The following is a 16,267-nucleotide window of genomic DNA, read 5'->3' as shown; positions in this document are numbered from 1 at the left end:
TTAAAAGACTTATCATGACATTGAAACAATATATACTTGCCCTGGCATCATCGGCTGCCCTGCTGGGTATGGCCGGATGCAAAAAGCAACTGGAAGAAGTTAAACCTGAAACAACCCTGGACCCCACACAGGTGCTGGCCGATCCGTCATCTGCATTTGCCCTGTATAATGGGGTGTACAACACTTTCAGAGGTTACCAGAGCACTTTTTTTGTGCTGGGTGAAATGCGTTCAGAAACATGGGCAAATGGCCTCTTTACCGAATCAGGTGACGGTGGCCTGACACAGTTCTGGATGCACAACTTCAATGAAGCCAACGCACCTTATAATAACTGGGCCGGATTTTACGGGCTGCTGAGCAGGATTAATACCGTTATCAAATTGTTTCCCCAGGCGCCCCTTACCGAAGCCGATAAAAACCGGTATCGCGGTGAAATGTTTGGAATGCGTGCCTATGTATATTATACCATGCTCCGCACCTGGGGCGCTGTTCCATTGGCAACTGAACCGCTGGAAAAAATCGGTGAACTGTCGGCCCTTTACAAACATCGCACCAGTGCGGACAGTATTATGCTGCAGATCAGATCTGATATAGATTCATCCCTGGCATTGATCGGCCCCAACGTATCCTATTCCACTCCTTCCAACCCGAACAACAACAAAAGGGTCTACTGGAACCGGGCGGCCACCCTCACCCTTAAGGGCGATGCCTATATCTGGGCCGCAACCCATATGGGTGGTGGAAGCAGCGACCTGCAAACCGCCAAAACAGCCCTTGAAGAGGTGAAAAATAATACCGCTTTTTTTGCCCTGCAAAACAATTTCGGTGACGTGTTCGATCCACTGAAAAAGAACAACAACAGGGAAATTATTTTTGCCATCAATTTTGAAAAAGACCAGGCGGGATTGGGATCCTACGGCAATTTTACGGTTAACTCCACCCAGCGGGCGTCGCTGATTTTTGATCCGCCTCCCGGTGCACCAGTTTCCATTGTTTCTGTTTATCCATATGTTTCCGGCGCCAATCGCGTGGGTATGACAGCCGACCTGATCAATACCCTTACCACTTCCGTGCCGGCAGACAAAAGAATGGCCAGCACGTTCAGGACCATGCATAATAACAGTGCCCCTTATGCGCTGAGGGGTATCATGCTGACCAAATTCCTCGGACGCGCGGACCCGATCAGCTCATCCCAGATTTATGACAGCGATTTCCCGGTTTACAGGTATGCTGATGTTCTCCTGCTGCTGGCAGAAGCAAAGGCCAAACTGAATGAAGACCCATCCGAAGAAATAAATGCCATCCGCCTCAGGGCTTATGGTACCGGCTTTCTTCCAATGGTGAACGGGTCGCTCACAGAAAACCTGGATGCAATTCTCGAAGAATATAAACGCGAGTTTATTGGTGAAGGCAGGTACTGGTGGGCCATGCGTCGCGCGGGTGACAGTTTTGTGTATGCCAGGGTTAATCCCGGTTTCCTTGACCCTTCCGTAGCATACAAAATGTTATTACCAATTACCGTATCCATGCTCAACAGCGATCCTAAACTTTCGCAAACACCAGGATACAACTAAACCTTTCTCATAAAGCAAGTAGTCGTTTAGCAGCCGGGGGTAGTCTTGCCCCTGGCCTTTTATAAATTTGTTTAAATTACCAAGCAAGCATAAGCCAACAACAATGAACATCCAACATTTGAAAGGATTAATAGCCGCACCATTTACCCCGATGCATGCTGATGGAAGCCTTCATCCTGAGATCATTCCCGCTTACTACCAGATGCTAAAGGCAAATGGGGTCAGGGGCGCTTTTATCTGCGGTTCAACGGGAGAAGGGGTATCTATGACGGCAAAAGAAAAAGTGGTGATTATGGATGCCTGGGCATCCTGCGCAGGGCACGATAAAGAATTTACGGTGATGCCTTTACTGGGTGGAACCAGCCTGCAGGATTGCAGGGAACTGGCGCTTCATGCCAAAGAGGTAGGAATGGATGCCATTTCCTTTACAGCGCCTTTCTATTTTAAACCGGCCAATGTACAGATGCTGGCAAAAGTATGTATGGAACTGGCGTCGGTTGTGCCGGACATCCCTTTTTATTATTATCATATACCGGTTTTGACGGGTGTGAATTTCCCAATGATCGACCTCCTTCATGAACTCGATGGACATTTGCCAAATTTTGCCGGCATTAAATATACCCACGAAGATTTCATGGACTTCCTTTCCTGCCTGCGTTACAGCGGCGGAAAATTTGATATGCTCTGGGGAAGGGATGAGAATATGCTGGCTGCCTTATCATTGGGCGCAAATGGTGCAGTTGGCAGCACATTCAACTATGCTGCGCCACTCTATTATAAGCTGATCGACGCCTTTAACAGGGGCGACCTGGAAACTGCCAGGGAACTTCAGGAGCAATCCATTGAGATGATCCGCCTCCTGGGCAAATACGGTGGCATCGCAACCGGTAAGGCCTTTATGAAACTGATCGGGATCGATTGCGGAGAATTCCGCCTGCCCGTTAAAAATATGTCCCCGGAGGAATTTGAATTATTCAGGAATGATACCATACAACTACACTTTAACAGCTATTGCTCCAGGATACCAGCTGTTCTGAAAGCCTGAATAAAATGACACAGCTTCCTGCTATTGCAACCGCCACCATTATGCTTCTGAATATTTCCTGCTCAGACCAGCAGTCGCCTTTACTTTCCTTTCATTGGAAACAGGCCGCTGAATTGCCTATAATGAAAGAAGGCCACAGGTCAATCGGATTTGCCGGACCAGTGGCCGGTTTGCACCATGACAAACTAATATTTGCAGGTGGTGCTAATTTCCCAAAGGGAATGCCCTGGCTGGGTGGAGAGAAAAAATATTATGATGATATCTATGTTTTCGATAAAAACAATAACAATGACATCGTTCATTATGGTTCATTCAAACTTCCTTCCGCTATAGCCTACGCGGCTGTTTGTACCACACCCTTTGGGGTTCTTTATGCGGGAGGTGAAAATGAGCACGGCATTTCTGATAAAGTATATTTATTGCAGTGGGATATTACAACCGATGCTGCTGTAACAATGGAATTACCATCCCTGCCAACTGCAGTTACCAATGCTGCGGCAACCCTTTCAGGAAACACCATTTATATCGCCGGGGGTGAAATGCCATCAGGGCCATCATCACAATTCCTGTCACTTGACCTTGATGAACCTGCTGCCGGCTGGAAACAATTGCCGGCAATACCCAGGGCCGTATCCCATACGGTGCTTAATTCTATTGACCATAATGGCCGGAGACTTATTTTTTTAGCAGGGGGCAGAAGCCGTCAGGCTGACGGTATCAGCGAATTGTACCGGTCACTGTATGAATTTGACCTCCGGAAGAATCAATGGACAGAAAAAAAATCACTTCCCTATCCTTTATCAGCCGGAACAGGGCTGGCAATAGATTCTGATCATTTAGTGCTGTTTGGTGGTGATAAAGGAGAGGTGTTTCACCAGGTGGAAGAACTGATTGTTGCTATTGGAAAGGAGAAGGATGAGACAAAAAAAATGCAGCTCAATAATCAGAAAATGAATGTGCAGTCAAATCATCCCGGGTTCAGCCGGGAGGTTTTGATGTACAGTGTTAAGTCAGATGAATGGAGTAAAATCGATTCCATTCTTTTTGATTCACCAGTAACCACCACTGCCATTAAATGGGATGATGTCATCATTATACCCAGTGGTGAGATCAGGGCAGGTGTCCGGTCCCCTTTTATTTTATCAGCCAAAATTTCCACACCAGGCAAATGAAAAATTCAAAATCATATCCATGGGTTGTGGTGGGACTCTTGTGGGTGGTTGCCCTGCTGAACTATATGGACAGGCAGATGCTGTCGACCATGAAACCTTCCATGCAAATGGATATTGCAGAATTGCAATCCGCCACGCAGTTTGGATACCTGATGGCCATTTTTCTCTGGATCTACGGACTCATGAGCCCGGTTTCAGGGATCATCGCCGACAGGGTAAACCGCAAATGGCTGATCGTGGGCAGCCTGTTTGTGTGGAGTGGCGTTACCCTGGCCATGGGTTATGCAAAAACATTTGACCAGCTCTATTGGTTAAGGGCAGTAATGGGTGTAAGCGAGGCGTTGTATATTCCTGCCGGTCTATCGCTTATTGCCGATTATCACCGCGATAAAACCAGGTCACTGGCAGTTGGCATACACATGACCGGCTTATACATGGGACAGGCACTGGGCGGATTTGGTGCCACCATTGCCGCAGAATTTTCCTGGAACAAAGCTTTCGAAACATTTGGCCTTGTCGGGATTGTATATTCCCTGGTACTGGTGGCTTTCCTGAAAGAAAAAAGAAATTCTGTAACAACGACTGTATCCGCTGAAGAGTCGGTCAGGTCAAAACCTTCCCTCACCAAGGGGCTTGGAATTTTATTTACTAATATTTCCTTCTGGATCATTCTCTTTTATTTCGCCATCCCAAGTTTGCCTGGCTGGGGTGTTAAAAACTGGCTGCCTACACTGTTTTCAGAAAGCCTGGGAATTGAGATGTCTGCCGCAGGTCCGCTTTCTACTATTACCATTGCAGCCTCTTCATTTTTGGGAGTGATCTTCGGTGGGATATTATCGGATAAGTGGGTACAGAAGAATATCCGCGGAAGGGTCTACACCAGTGCAATCGGGCTGGGACTTACGATACCGGCATTATTGTTCATCGGATTTGGTCATTCTCTTTTCCATTTAGTGGGTGCTGCATTTTTATTCGGATTCGGGTTCGGTATGTTTGATGCCAACAATATGCCGATTCTTTGTCAGTTCGTTTCAGAAAAATACCGCGCCACTGCTTACGGCCTCCTGAATATGGTGGGTGTTTTCGCGGGAGCCGTCATTACCGATTGGCTTGGCAGGTCAACGGACGCGGGTAGCCTGGGAAATGATTTTGCCCTGATGGCGGGAATTGTTGCAGTGGCACTGGTTATTCAAATTGCCTTTTTAAGGCCGGTGACAAATGACTTTATTGATACTTAAATAACATTATAATGAAGAGTATGAAATTTAATATTCTTATCTGTGCGCTGATAATTAGTCTGAGCAGTTTTGACTGTTCCAGGAAGAGCCAGGCCCAGTCGCCATCAAATAGTATCGGGGCTGATTCTTATGCGCCTGAGCAACCGGTATTGAGGGGCCTGTCAATCAATCCTTTTCTGAGGGTGATTGTTTCCGTTCAGGCAGGCACATCGCCACAGCAGATCCGTAAAATGCATTGCACCTTAAATGCCGCATCACTGCCTGATATTCAGAAAGTGGAAGTTTACCGGTCTGCAAATGAATCATTTTCCAATACCAGCCTGTTGGCATCGGTCATACCTTCAGGCACTTCTTTTGATATTCCCGTTACGCTGGACCTTCAGCCCGGTATGCATTTTTTCTGGTTGAATGTTGTGCTGAAGAACGATGCTTCAATCGATAACAGGATCGAACTCCGCTGCACCAGCCTGGTGGATGCCGGCAATAAGGAGACAGCTGTAAAACAGGATAATTCGGTTTATGAAAAAAGGACTGGTGCAGTCATACGCAAGGCTGGTGATGATGGAGTGAACACCTACCGTATACCGGGGATCGTTCAAACAGACAGGGGAACACTTATTTCGGTTTATGATATCCGTTATAAAAACAGTGGAGACCTTCCGGGGAATATCGATGTCGGTTTGAGCCGCAGCACCGACAATGGCCAAACCTGGGAACCAATGAAAGTGATCATGGACATGGGGGCTCCGCATGAGAACAATGGGGTAGGGGATCCTTCTGTTTTATTTGATCCCGTTACTAAAAAACTCTGGGTTGCAGCCCTGTGGAGCAAGGGGAATCGTTCCATTGCAGGTTCCCTCCCGGGCTTGTCACCAGATACAACCGGGCAGTTCGTGCTGGTAAGCAGTGAAGATGACGGTCTGACCTGGTCTGCTCCCTATACTATTACACCCCAGGTAAAAAATCCCGGCTGGCATCTTTTTTTCAATGGTCCGGGAAATGGCATAGCCATGCAGGATGGTAAACTTGTTTTCGCCGCACAATACTGGGATGAGAAGAAAATGCCTTATTCCACTATTATTTACAGTGATGATAAAGGTGCATCCTGGAAGGGGAAAATTAACGGGCCGAAATCCAACACTACAGAAAGCCAGGTGGTGGAAACTTTGCCCGGAACACTGATGCTGAATATGCGTGATAACAGGGGTGGTTTCAGGAGTGTTGCCACCACCTCAGATATGGGCACTAACTGGAGTGAACACCAGACTTCATATAAAGCCTTGCCTGATCCGGTTTGCATGGGTAGCATCATTAAAGCAAAGGTGAATGTGAAAGGTACCATGAAGGATGTGCTTTTCTTCAGTAATCCGAATACATCATCCGGTCGCTATAATATTACGGTAAAAGCCAGTCTGGATATGGGTGAAACCTGGTTGCCGGCCAACCAGTTACTGGTAGATGAAAGGCAGTGTTACGGTTATTCCAGCCTGGTTAAACTGGATGACCATACTATCGGGATTTTATATGAAGGCACCCGCGATTTGTATTTTGTGAAACTGGCGGTTGGTGAAATCATTAAATAATGCAGGATGTATTCTGAAAAGGATTTAACAGCACTTAAGGACTTTTATACTGACCAGCTATTGAACAATACGGTGCCATTCTGGTTTCCGCGTTCCTTTGATGAAGAGCATGGCGGTTTCCTGTTGATGCGCGATGCGGATGGCGGCCTGATTGATGACGATAAAGCCGTATGGATACAGGGCCGGGCCACCTGGATGCTGGCTACCTTGTATAATACAGTGGAACAAAAACCTGAGTGGCTGGAAGGCGCCAGGTTAGGTTATGAGTTTTTGAACCGCCACTGTTTCGATAGCGACGGGCAGATGTTTTTTCACGTTACAAGGGATGGACAACCGATACGCAAGAGAAGGTATTTTTTCTCTGAGACATTCTATGTGATTGCCGCAGCTGCCTATGCAAAAGCCAGCGGTGATGAACAGGCAGCCGCTAATGCCAGGAGGGTTTTTGGTAAATGCATTGAATATGCCACCACCCCGGGATTGCTGTCCCCCAAATTCACGGCTACAAGGCCTTCCAAAGGTATTGGCGTGCCGATGATCATGATGAATACTGCCCAGCAATTACGGGAAACCATTGGTGATATACGTTGTGATGAATGGATATCCAGATGGATCACTGATATCGAAAGGTATTTTGTAAAGGATGATATCCGTTGTGTGATGGAGCAGGTGGCATCTGACGGCAGCATTATTGACCATATTGATGGCCGTACGCTGAACCCCGGTCATGCCATTGAAGGAGCCTGGTTCATCCTGCATGAAGCAAAATACAGAAACAATGATCCGCACCTCATTGATCTGGGCTGCCGGATGCTCGATTATATGTGGGAGCGGGGATGGGATAAAGAGTTTGGCGGAATTTTATATTTCAGGGATGTGTTTGACAGGCCGGTACAGGAGTACTGGCAGGATATGAAATTCTGGTGGCCGCACAACGAAACCATTATTGCTACCTTACTGGCCTTCCTGATGACCGGTAAATCGAAATATGCCGAATGGCATCAACTCGTACATGAATATGCGTACAGCCATTTCCCGGATAAGGAACAGGGCGAATGGTTTGGCTACCTGCATCGCGATGGCAGTATCGCCCAGACTGCCAAAGGAAACCTTTTCAAGGGTCCCTTTCACCTGCCCCGGCAGGAGTGGTATTGCATGAAGGCATTGGAAATCAAACCTGGCGTAATCAGCAAAAATTAGTCATTTGCCCGGCGTTTGGTTCAACAGGTTGGGATTCGCTAATTTGCTCAAATAATTACTTTATCCAGAAATTCAAATTCAACTGCCAATAGCCATAAGGTGTTTTGTCATCACCCCGCATGGGGAAATAGAGACTGCCGGAAGGTTCAATGGAAAACCTGCCAATCAGGTAAATGATGTGCAGATTTGCTTCAATATTGCTGATGCTGAATTCATTGTCCTCACTGAGTGTATATGTTTCCGTTGTGGTAGTGGTTGGTTCACCGCTGCCTCCCTGGCCCCGGCGCCCTTTGCCATAACCCATCTGCTGCACGGACCTGTTCTGTGAAATATAACTGGTGGTTCGAAGGTATTTGAAATACCGGTCTGTTCCCGCATTCACCTGTATGGTTGGAACGATTCCCAACATGGAATTACTTCCTTTGTCTTTTGGCTCTACCAGGATCAGTTTGCTCAATCCTGCAAATGCATTAAAATCACTTACACTTTCATCATTATTCTGTTCATCCTGTCCAAATCCAATATCAATACCGGCTCTGGGATCAACAATTTTTGTTTTCACCCTGATATGCGCATAGACCTCATTCTGTATGGGTGAATAAGGAACAGACGGATTATCATGCTGGATGTAACGGGTATAACTGATATATGGCAGTATTTTTCCGTCATAGCGGGCAAAATAGGGAGTGATTGTTGTCAGGAAAAAACCAGGATCGCTTCCTCCCGGCAGGGCATAGGACTTTAATTTTAGTCCCACACCGGATTTATGGTTGTAATCCAGGTAGGGTGATAAATAAACCGAGGTGCCTGTACTGTCTTTTGTGTTTGTATTGATATAGGGGGTGGTGCTGGTTTCCACACCGCCGATAAAACTGGTAAAACTGCCGGATTTACCAGTAACTTTTTTGGCATTTTCATCCTGCGCCCAGGCGGGGCTGGCCAAAATGAACAGGATGAGTGTTAATAGTTGTTTCATACTATTTTATTGGTGCTTGAAAGCTAGTCATTCCAGCATGAAATTATACTGATATAATACTTACGAATGAATGATATAGATCAGGGTTGTGAGTGACTATGATTACAGTATTCAGATCATGTCTCCATTACTTTTATGGTGTTAAATGATTTTATAACCAGTCAAAATATGAGCAATGAAAAAGTACTTGATCATGCTGCTTTCTCTGTTCCTAGCAACCAGTTTTACATTGTTGGCCCAGGATCAGGATAGAACGCAGGATCGTTTGCAGGACCGTAAACAGGACAGGATTCACCAGGAAGATCACCTGAGACTGCTGGATGGGGTATTATATCAGTACAAACTGGGTGTTCAGGAAAAAGTGCAGGCACAGATCAGGTTAAACAATGGTGCCATGGTTAATCCGGATGGTTCCTACCAACTCCAGAACCAGGAACGCCTTCAACTCAGGAATGGGGAATGTCTGGATATGGATGGTAACCGATATATGAACCAGAACCGGTTTAACAACCGGAAAATGATGACCCAGAAACAGATTAACAGGGCCCAGGCTTCTGTAAACCGGGAAATGAACAGGAATACCAACCGGAATATGGAAAGCAATCGTAAAATGAACCAGAGCACCAGGAAACGTGGTGGTGGTGGCCGACCGAATTAGGGATGGACATTGGTTTTGAAAAAAGATCGCCCTTCGGGGCGATCTTTTTTTTGGCAGAAGTTGAACCTGCATGACCGGAGTTTCTGAAGCAGGTAACCAGGGATTAAACCTACAGGAGGTATCTGCCGATTTCTTCCCAGCTGAACACGCGGGTATGCCTTCCGGGGTCTGCCAACTGGTTATGCGGCTGGTTGTACAGAAAGGTCTGGCCTTCAAAATGGTCGAGATTTTTAAAATGATCATCCACCATAATATCAGCTTTGATAATGGTTTTCCATCCGCAGAAAACCATTTGCTGCCAGCCCAGGAAAGGGAAGTATTCGTTCAGCCATGCCTGCTTTTCAGCCAGGCTTTGTGGAAATTCTGTTGCCGCTGATACGATAAAGAGTTCATATTTATTGTTCAACGCTTTCATTATTTCCTGGCTACCATTTATGACGGGTATATCCCTGAAGAAACCAGGGGTTAGGATATGTTTCCTGATAAACGGAAAAGCGGCGGCTTCACTTATTCCGATGCTTTCTTCCCGGGATTTCAATATCCCGGTTTCGCGTCTATGGTATTCAATAAATTGGGCGTAGGAATCGGCTATTACCCCATCCATATCAATGGCGATTCTTTTCATAGCTGACAAAATACGGATTACCCATTTTTTTTACTGCTTTTTTTTCAGTTTTTTAATGTGATGAATTTTTCGAACAGCGAAGCAGGTTCTTGCCGTTCATCACAACTACATATTCATGTGGCTGGAATCATTATCTGCCCGGATTATGTTTGTAAAAAAATATGCGACACCTTATCCTTTTTGTAACCATGCTGGTTTGCAGTCTCCAGCTTTCTGCACAGGCAGACCGGAAGATGGCCAATGAGATAGCGACCCAGATTAATTCCGGCATACCGGAAAGACTGTTTGAACTTTTTGACAGTACGTTCAAAACCCAATTCCCTCTGGCTGAAGTTAAAAATGCAGTTCCTTCCCTGCAGAATGCCTTCGGTAAATTTGAGGGAGTTGAAAAACTAAAGGAAAGAAATGGTGAATACCTGTACAAACTGAATGGCAGTAAGTCAGCCATCAATATGTTGTTCAGGTTTAATACCGGCGGCCTTGCCATGCTGCTGTTTACCAACGATGATCCCTTATTTGATATTAAAAAAAGACATGCCTGGTTTACTGATAATACTTTACAAACGAATACGGACAGGGTAGTGGATTCGGTAGTTAAATCTGTGCTGGTAAGGTCCAATACAGCCGGGCTGAGCATCGGCGTCATTCAAAATGGCCGCCAGACTATTTACAATTATGGTGAAACTGCCTGGGGAAGTGGCCGGATGCCCCGGTCTGCTTCTGTTTATGAGATAGGTTCCATTTCCAAAACCTTCACCGGTACGGTAGTGGCGCATTTTATTCGCACCGGAAAAATTAATCCCGATGATGCCGTTAACAAATATTTACCCGACAGCATCAGGCCTGTCATGTGGAACAATGAACCCTTGCTCGTCAGGCACATTATCGGGCATGCAGCCGGTATGCCGCATGAAAATATGAAACAGGATGGGGCACCGGTTTCAGATGATCCTGACAACCGGATGAAGTATTTTGGGTCAAAGCATTTGCTTGCCATGCTGAACGACTGGCAGCCCTTTGAGCAACCGGGACAGAAATTCCGGTATTCCAATTATGGTTATTCTTTACTGGGCTATATCTGCGAACGGATCTCTGGTCAAACCATCAGCCAGCTCTTCCAGGAAATCATTTTCAAGCCATTGGGAATGAAGAACACAGCCCTGATTGGCGAGAAACCTTTCGGTGATATGGTGCCTTCCATGATCGATGGAAAGCAGGTCAAAAACACTCCTGTAATAGCATATGCTCCGGCTGGAGGTATCCAAAGTACTATTTCAGATATGTTGCGTTATGCAGCCATTCAGTTAAATCCCGGCGAATCTGAAACCGGCAGGGATGTGTCCGCCTCCCACGAGCCTTCAGTCCAGACAGAAATGAAAATGGCTACAGGATGGTTTTACGATACTAATGAAAAGGGGAAATTCTTTTTTCATTCGGGCGGAACCTCCGGATTTACGAGCCGGATGATTTTCCAGCCAGTCACTCAAACGGCTGTTGTAGTATTGAGCAATTGCCGAAATGGGGATACTAATGAGATTGGTGATATAATTTTCCAAAAATTAAATCGATAATTGCATAAAACTTCAAGTATGCAATTATCGATGGTAAGAGGCGGGTTGCTTGTTTTGATGATTTCAGGGATTGTTGCCTGTGGTAATAATTCAAATACCGCAGATCAGAAGGCAACAGGACATCAGCATGAGGCTGTTGCTGCGGACAGTGTGGCGCCTGCAGCGCCGGCCAGCCTGAAAGATGCGAAACTGAACGACCTGTATTTAGCCTACCTGGACCTGAAAACGGCCCTGGTGAACGGAGACAGTGCTTCCGCTTCCAGTGCCGCCAGGTCCATTGAAACTGCCGGCACATCCATGGCTAATAAGGATGTAGCTGCACTGGCCGCAAAACTGGTTGCTGTGAGTGGATTGAAAGAGCAACGTGAACTATTTGGTGAACTGAGTTCCTTAATGATTCCCCTGGTAAAACAGAGTGGACTCAGCAGTGGTAAAATTTATGTGGAATATTGCCCGATGGCTTTTGACAATAAGGGGGCGAGTTGGCTGAGTAATGAAGAAGCGATCAGGAATCCGTATTTTGGGGATGAAATGCTCACTTGCGGTGAGGTTACAGATACACTGCAATAGGCCCGGAATCAATGGACTCTATTACACATATTGCCCTGGGCGCCTGTATCGGCGAAGCTTTTTTCGGCCGCTCCATCGGGAAGAAAGCGCTGATATGGGGAGCCCTTGCCCAAAGCCTGCCGGATATTGATTTTGTGGCGGGATTCTGGATGCCGGTATCTGAAGAACTACTCGCACACAGGGGGTTCACCCATTCCCTCCTTTTTATTACCATCATGACGCCGGTGCTGGCAATGACTGCAGACCGCATGCACCGGCCCCATGATATTACCATGAAAAAATGGCTTCTGTTTTTCTTTACGGAAATGCTGATCCATATATTCATAGATGGGTTCAACAATTATGGTACAGGTTGGCTGGAACCCTTCAGTCACCAGCGTTTTTCATTCAATGCCATTTATGTTGCGGATCCTTTCCTTTCGATCTGGGCCGGCATTGCCGCAGCGGTACTGGCGCTGATTCCCATCTTTAGTGTCAAAAGAAAGTTCTGGTGGCGCTTTGGTGTTTTCATCCCGATGGTTTACCTCTTCTATTGCACCCTGAACAAGGCGAAGATAGACAGTGATACCAGGGAAATTATTGCTGCCCGGCAACTTCCGGTAACCCGTTATTTCACCACTCCCGCGCCATTGAATAACTGGCTATGGTTTGTTGTGGCTGGCAATGACAGTGGTTATTATGTCGGATTCAGGTCTCTGTTTGATAAGAAAAGGGAAATTGATTTTGAATATTTTCCGCGTAACGCCTACTTGCTGGAGCCTGTAAAAGATCATGAGGACCTGCAGTTTCTGAAAAGGTTTTCACAGGAATTTTATACCATTGAAAAATATGGCGACAGCCTGGTATTCAACGACCTTCGCTTCGGGCAAATTATCGGGTGGCACGATCCACGGGAGAAATTTGTGTTCCATTATTTTTTGCAGCACCCGGAAGATAATAATCTGGTGGTTCAGCGGGGAAGATTTGCCAGGTGGGACAAAAAAATAGCCCTTTCATTAATTAAAAGGGCTATGGGTGAATAAAGTAAGGTGTCTGACATGTTTCAGTTAGGATCGCCATTTGACATGCGGCTTACCCTTAACTTGTCAGACACCCGATTTCCTGTGTCAGGAAACATATTCTTCAACTGATTCTTTCATTGAATCAACGCGATCCCGAATATTATTGCGAAGACCTGATAGTTTGTTCCTGCCTTCATTCATTTTGTCCTTAATTGAATCTGACAATTTCTTACCATTGTCAGCAATCTTTTGCCTGGTATTTTCACCCTTGTCAGGAGCGAACAGTATTCCCAAAATACCTCCAATAGCTACACCCGCAGCCAGTGCAGTCAGGATTTTATAATTGTTTGTCATAACGAATGGTTTAAACATGAAGGAATCTGATAACAATTCTAAGTTACCAAATACAATACCAATTTGAACTGAGTTGTGACAATTGCACCCATGATCCTCATCATACTACCATTGGGTATCCCGATTTTAAGGTGTTTTTAAGGAATTGACAGAATCTTTTACCTGTTTCTTCTGCTGTTTCCGGAAGTATCCGCGGAACAGGAAATTATGTTTGAGGGCTTCCATGTTTTCGTTGAATGCAAAAGTGCTTTTTTCTATGTTGGTCAGGCTGTTTTGGAGTTTATTCACCATTGAGCTGTCTTTCAGGATGGCATTTGCCGGCCCTTTACCCGTTTCAAGGTCCTGCTGGATACCAGATAGCAGGCCATCCAGTTTTCCGGTCAGGCTGGAAGCGTTATTGGCCGCCTCATCCAGCTTGGTCAGGGCTGCCGATAATTGTACTGCCAACGTGGTATCGTAAAGTAATCTCCCCGCAGTGCCTTCACCGTTTTTGACATCGGCTACCAGGCCATTGAGTTCACTTACCAGGTGATTGGTTTTTTCAGAAGCCTGCCTGATATTGAGCAGGGAAGCCCTCAGGTCGGTTGCCAGGGTATCGTCGTTAAGTATTTTCCAGAGAGCGGTGCTCCTATTGATGCGGTTAACTGTTTGAACCAGCTCGGCAGACAAAACTGAGGCATTCTGGTTGGTTATAGATAGTGTTTCAAGGATAGCATCTGTATCAGTGGTTTTCTTTGCCTTCAGAAGATCCCCTTCCCTGATGGGGGTTCCCGTACCTTCTCCCGGAAGAAGATTGATGATCCTGTTTCCAATTAAGCCCTCTGTTCCGATGGCTGCAAGGGCATTGGTGAGAATTTTTGAGCTGGATTTCTCATCAATAAGCATGTTAATTTCTATCAGGGTATCATTGATCAGGTTTACTGAACTGACTGTGCCTACCTGGATACCTGAATAGCGGACATTATTACCCGGCACCACTCCCTGGGCATTTCTGAAATGTGCTTTGATGATGATATTTGATCCGAATAGGTTCTGGTCTCGCCCGATCATATAAAGGGTGATAACCAGGAACAGGATGCCTGCAATTGTGAATATTCCAAGTTTGAGGTTATTTATGCGCTTGTCGGCCATGATAGTTTCATTTAGTCAAAAAATTGTTTTACCTCCGGGTCTGCAGATGCTACCAGCTCATCATAGGTTCCTTCAGCATAGGCTCTACCATTCATCAGGATAATGATCCTGTCTGCGGTTATTTTAATACAATTCATGTCATGTGAAATAATGATGGAGGAAGTATTGTATTTTTTCTGGATATTATTCATCAGTGTGCTGATCTCCCTGGCAGTGATCGGGTCGAGGCCGGTGGTAGGTTCGTCATAAAGAATAATATCGGGTTTGAGGATAAGTGTCCGCGCCAATGCAATTCTTTTTCTCATGCCACCGGATAACTCAACCGGCATCATGTTGAGGGTGTGTAAAAGGCCCACATTTTCCAGTGCTTCAGCAATCTTTTCTTCTGCCTTTTTTTCATCTGCTGACAACCAGTGCCTGCGCATTGGAAATTCAAGGTTTTCCTTTACTGTCATTGAGTCGTACAGGGCATTGCTCTGGAAGAGGAACCCGATCCTGACCCTGGTTCTGTCAAGTTCATCCTGGGACAGGTCAGGGATGGATTGCCCAAGAACATTGATTGTCCCCCCATCGGGAGCGAGCAAACCAATGATGCATTTGATGAGGACAGATTTCCCGCTGCCTGATTTACCCAGTACCGCCAGGTTCTCGCCTCTTTTCAGGTCAAGGTTAAAGCCTTTGAGCACAACGTTGTTGCCGAATGATTTGTGTAAATTTCGGATGCTGATTACTGTTTCCTCCATATTTCCTTTTCCCTGGTCCATAGTTAATTCAATCCAAACAGGTCTGTGACCTGCACAGCGATAAGGTCCAGTATGAAAACCATCAGGCTTGCAACTACTACTGCGCTGTTAGCACTCCTGCCGACCCCCTCCGTACCCTTGCTGGAATTATATCCTTTAAAACATCCGACCACACCGATGGCAAACCCGAAAAAGAATGACTTTACAAATGCCGGGATGACATCGCCAAAACTCAGGTTGTCGAATACCTGGGTGTAATATAAATGAAAACTGGTAGTGGCTTTGATGTTTACACCAAGATAAGCGCCGTATAGCGAAATGGCATCACCCAGCAATACCAGGATGGGTAACATCAGGGTGGTTGCCATTACGCGGGTTACCACCAGGTATTTGAACGGATTGGTGCCACTAACTTCCATGGCATCGATCTGTTCAGTGACCTTCATGCTGCCCAGTTCTGCGCCAATACTGCTTCCGATTTTTCCGGCAAAGATCAGGGCCGTTATCACCGGTCCTATTTCCCTTACTATGGAAATGCCTACCATGGCCGGCAGTTCACTTTCCACGCCATAATCAATGAGGGAAGGCCTGAGTTGCATGGTAAGCACCAGGCCCATGATGAAGCCGGTTAATCCCACAAGCGGAAGCGATTTGTAACCTACAATGAAACACTGGTTGATGAATTCATTTACCTCATACCGGGGTTTGACAGATTCCCTGAAAAAGCGGCCGGTAAAGCGGCTGAGTTCACCGGCTTCCAGTATGAAATTCCGGGTATGTTGGGGTAGTTGCATGAATAGTTTTCTGTTTGCTTAAAATAATAAAT

At 46.0% G+C, this 16,267-nt stretch carries 16 protein-coding genes; 10 read left to right on the top strand and 6 right to left on the bottom strand.

Translation table 11 applies throughout. The features are described from left to right. Positions 1–14: 14 nt before the first annotated feature. The 6 genes from BC349_RS04765 (at position 15) to BC349_RS04740 (ending at position 7,812) form a co-directional block, all read left to right on the top strand. Positions 15–1,574, top strand: coding sequence for a RagB/SusD family nutrient uptake outer membrane protein (locus BC349_RS04765; protein WP_222840070.1), 1,560 nt, complete (start codon positions 15–17; stop codon positions 1,572–1,574). Positions 1,575–1,677: 103 nt separating this feature from the next. Beyond that, the gene (locus BC349_RS04760) at positions 1,678–2,619 is read left to right on the top strand and encodes a dihydrodipicolinate synthase family protein (RefSeq protein ID WP_187255580.1); all 942 of its coding nucleotides are present in this window, start codon (positions 1,678–1,680) and stop codon (positions 2,617–2,619) included. Between the two features lie 5 nt (positions 2,620–2,624). After that, entirely contained in the window at positions 2,625–3,791 is a 1,167-nt protein-coding gene (locus BC349_RS04755; RefSeq protein ID WP_187255579.1) for a Kelch repeat-containing protein, read from the top strand. Next, a complete protein-coding gene (locus BC349_RS04750) occupies positions 3,788–5,029 on the top strand; it encodes an MFS transporter (protein WP_187255578.1) in 1,242 nt (413 codons plus the stop codon). Before BC349_RS04755 ends, BC349_RS04750 begins: the two co-directional genes overlap by 4 nt. Positions 5,030–5,049: 20 nt before the next feature. After that, positions 5,050–6,612 carry a sialidase family protein gene (locus BC349_RS04745; protein ID WP_187255577.1) on the top strand — a complete coding sequence of 521 codons (1,563 nt, stop codon included), beginning with the start codon at positions 5,050–5,052 and terminating at the stop codon, positions 6,610–6,612. Between the two features lie 6 nt (positions 6,613–6,618). Beyond that, complete coding sequence (locus BC349_RS04740) at positions 6,619–7,812, top strand: AGE family epimerase/isomerase (RefSeq protein WP_187255576.1); 1,194 nt, start codon at positions 6,619–6,621, stop codon at positions 7,810–7,812. 55 nt (positions 7,813–7,867) lie between these two features. Here BC349_RS04740 and BC349_RS04735 read toward each other — a convergent pair whose 3' ends face one another. Further along, on the bottom strand, positions 7,868–8,788 hold the full coding sequence (locus BC349_RS04735; RefSeq protein ID WP_187255575.1) for a hypothetical protein: 921 nt from the start codon (positions 8,786–8,788) through the stop codon (positions 7,868–7,870). 175 nt (positions 8,789–8,963) lie between these two features. On the opposite strand from BC349_RS04735, the gene BC349_RS04730 reads away from it, so the two are divergent. Next, entirely contained in the window at positions 8,964–9,446 is a 483-nt protein-coding gene (locus BC349_RS04730) for a DUF6799 domain-containing protein (RefSeq protein WP_187255574.1), read from the top strand. A gap of 109 nt (positions 9,447–9,555) precedes the next feature. Here the strand turns inward: BC349_RS04730 and BC349_RS04725 are convergent, their stop codons facing one another. Beyond that, positions 9,556–10,071 carry a 5' nucleotidase, NT5C type gene (locus BC349_RS04725; RefSeq protein WP_187255573.1) on the bottom strand — a complete coding sequence of 172 codons (516 nt, stop codon included), beginning with the start codon at positions 10,069–10,071 and terminating at the stop codon, positions 9,556–9,558. Between the two features lie 161 nt (positions 10,072–10,232). On the opposite strand from BC349_RS04725, the gene BC349_RS04720 reads away from it, so the two are divergent. From BC349_RS04720 to BC349_RS04710, 3 genes are read left to right on the top strand one after another with little or no spacing between them, the layout of a single operon-like run. Further along, entirely contained in the window at positions 10,233–11,642 is a 1,410-nt protein-coding gene (locus tag BC349_RS04720; protein WP_187255572.1) for a serine hydrolase, read from the top strand. 18 nt (positions 11,643–11,660) lie between these two features. Next, complete coding sequence (locus BC349_RS04715) at positions 11,661–12,212, top strand: DUF3347 domain-containing protein (protein WP_187255571.1); 552 nt, start codon at positions 11,661–11,663, stop codon at positions 12,210–12,212. An 11-nt stretch (positions 12,213–12,223) separates the two neighbouring features. Then, a complete protein-coding gene (locus BC349_RS04710; protein ID WP_187255570.1) occupies positions 12,224–13,234 on the top strand; it encodes a metal-dependent hydrolase in 1,011 nt (336 codons plus the stop codon). 84 nt (positions 13,235–13,318) lie between these two features. On the opposite strand, the gene BC349_RS04705 is transcribed toward BC349_RS04710, so the two are convergent. The 4 genes from BC349_RS04705 to BC349_RS04690 form a co-directional block, all read right to left on the bottom strand. Next, positions 13,319–13,567 carry a YtxH domain-containing protein gene (locus BC349_RS04705; protein WP_187255569.1) on the bottom strand — a complete coding sequence of 83 codons (249 nt, stop codon included), beginning with the start codon at positions 13,565–13,567 and terminating at the stop codon, positions 13,319–13,321. 126 nt (positions 13,568–13,693) lie between these two features. Then, positions 13,694–14,698: an MlaD family protein gene (locus BC349_RS04700; protein WP_187255568.1), complete on the bottom strand. Its 1,005-nt coding sequence runs from the start codon at positions 14,696–14,698 to the stop codon at positions 13,694–13,696. 11 nt (positions 14,699–14,709) lie between these two features. Continuing rightward, complete coding sequence (locus BC349_RS04695; protein ID WP_187255567.1) at positions 14,710–15,441, bottom strand: ABC transporter ATP-binding protein; 732 nt, start codon at positions 15,439–15,441, stop codon at positions 14,710–14,712. 23 nt (positions 15,442–15,464) lie between these two features. Then, entirely contained in the window at positions 15,465–16,235 is a 771-nt protein-coding gene (locus BC349_RS04690) for an MlaE family ABC transporter permease (RefSeq protein WP_187255566.1), read from the bottom strand. Positions 16,236–16,267 lie beyond the last annotated feature (32 nt).

It is taken from the genome of Flavihumibacter stibioxidans (assembly GCF_014332695.1).
GTDB lineage: Bacteria > Bacteroidota > Bacteroidia > Chitinophagales > Chitinophagaceae > Flavihumibacter > Flavihumibacter stibioxidans.
Note: the sequence above shows the minus strand (reverse complement) of the source record. Positions and strands in the feature narration are given on the sequence as shown.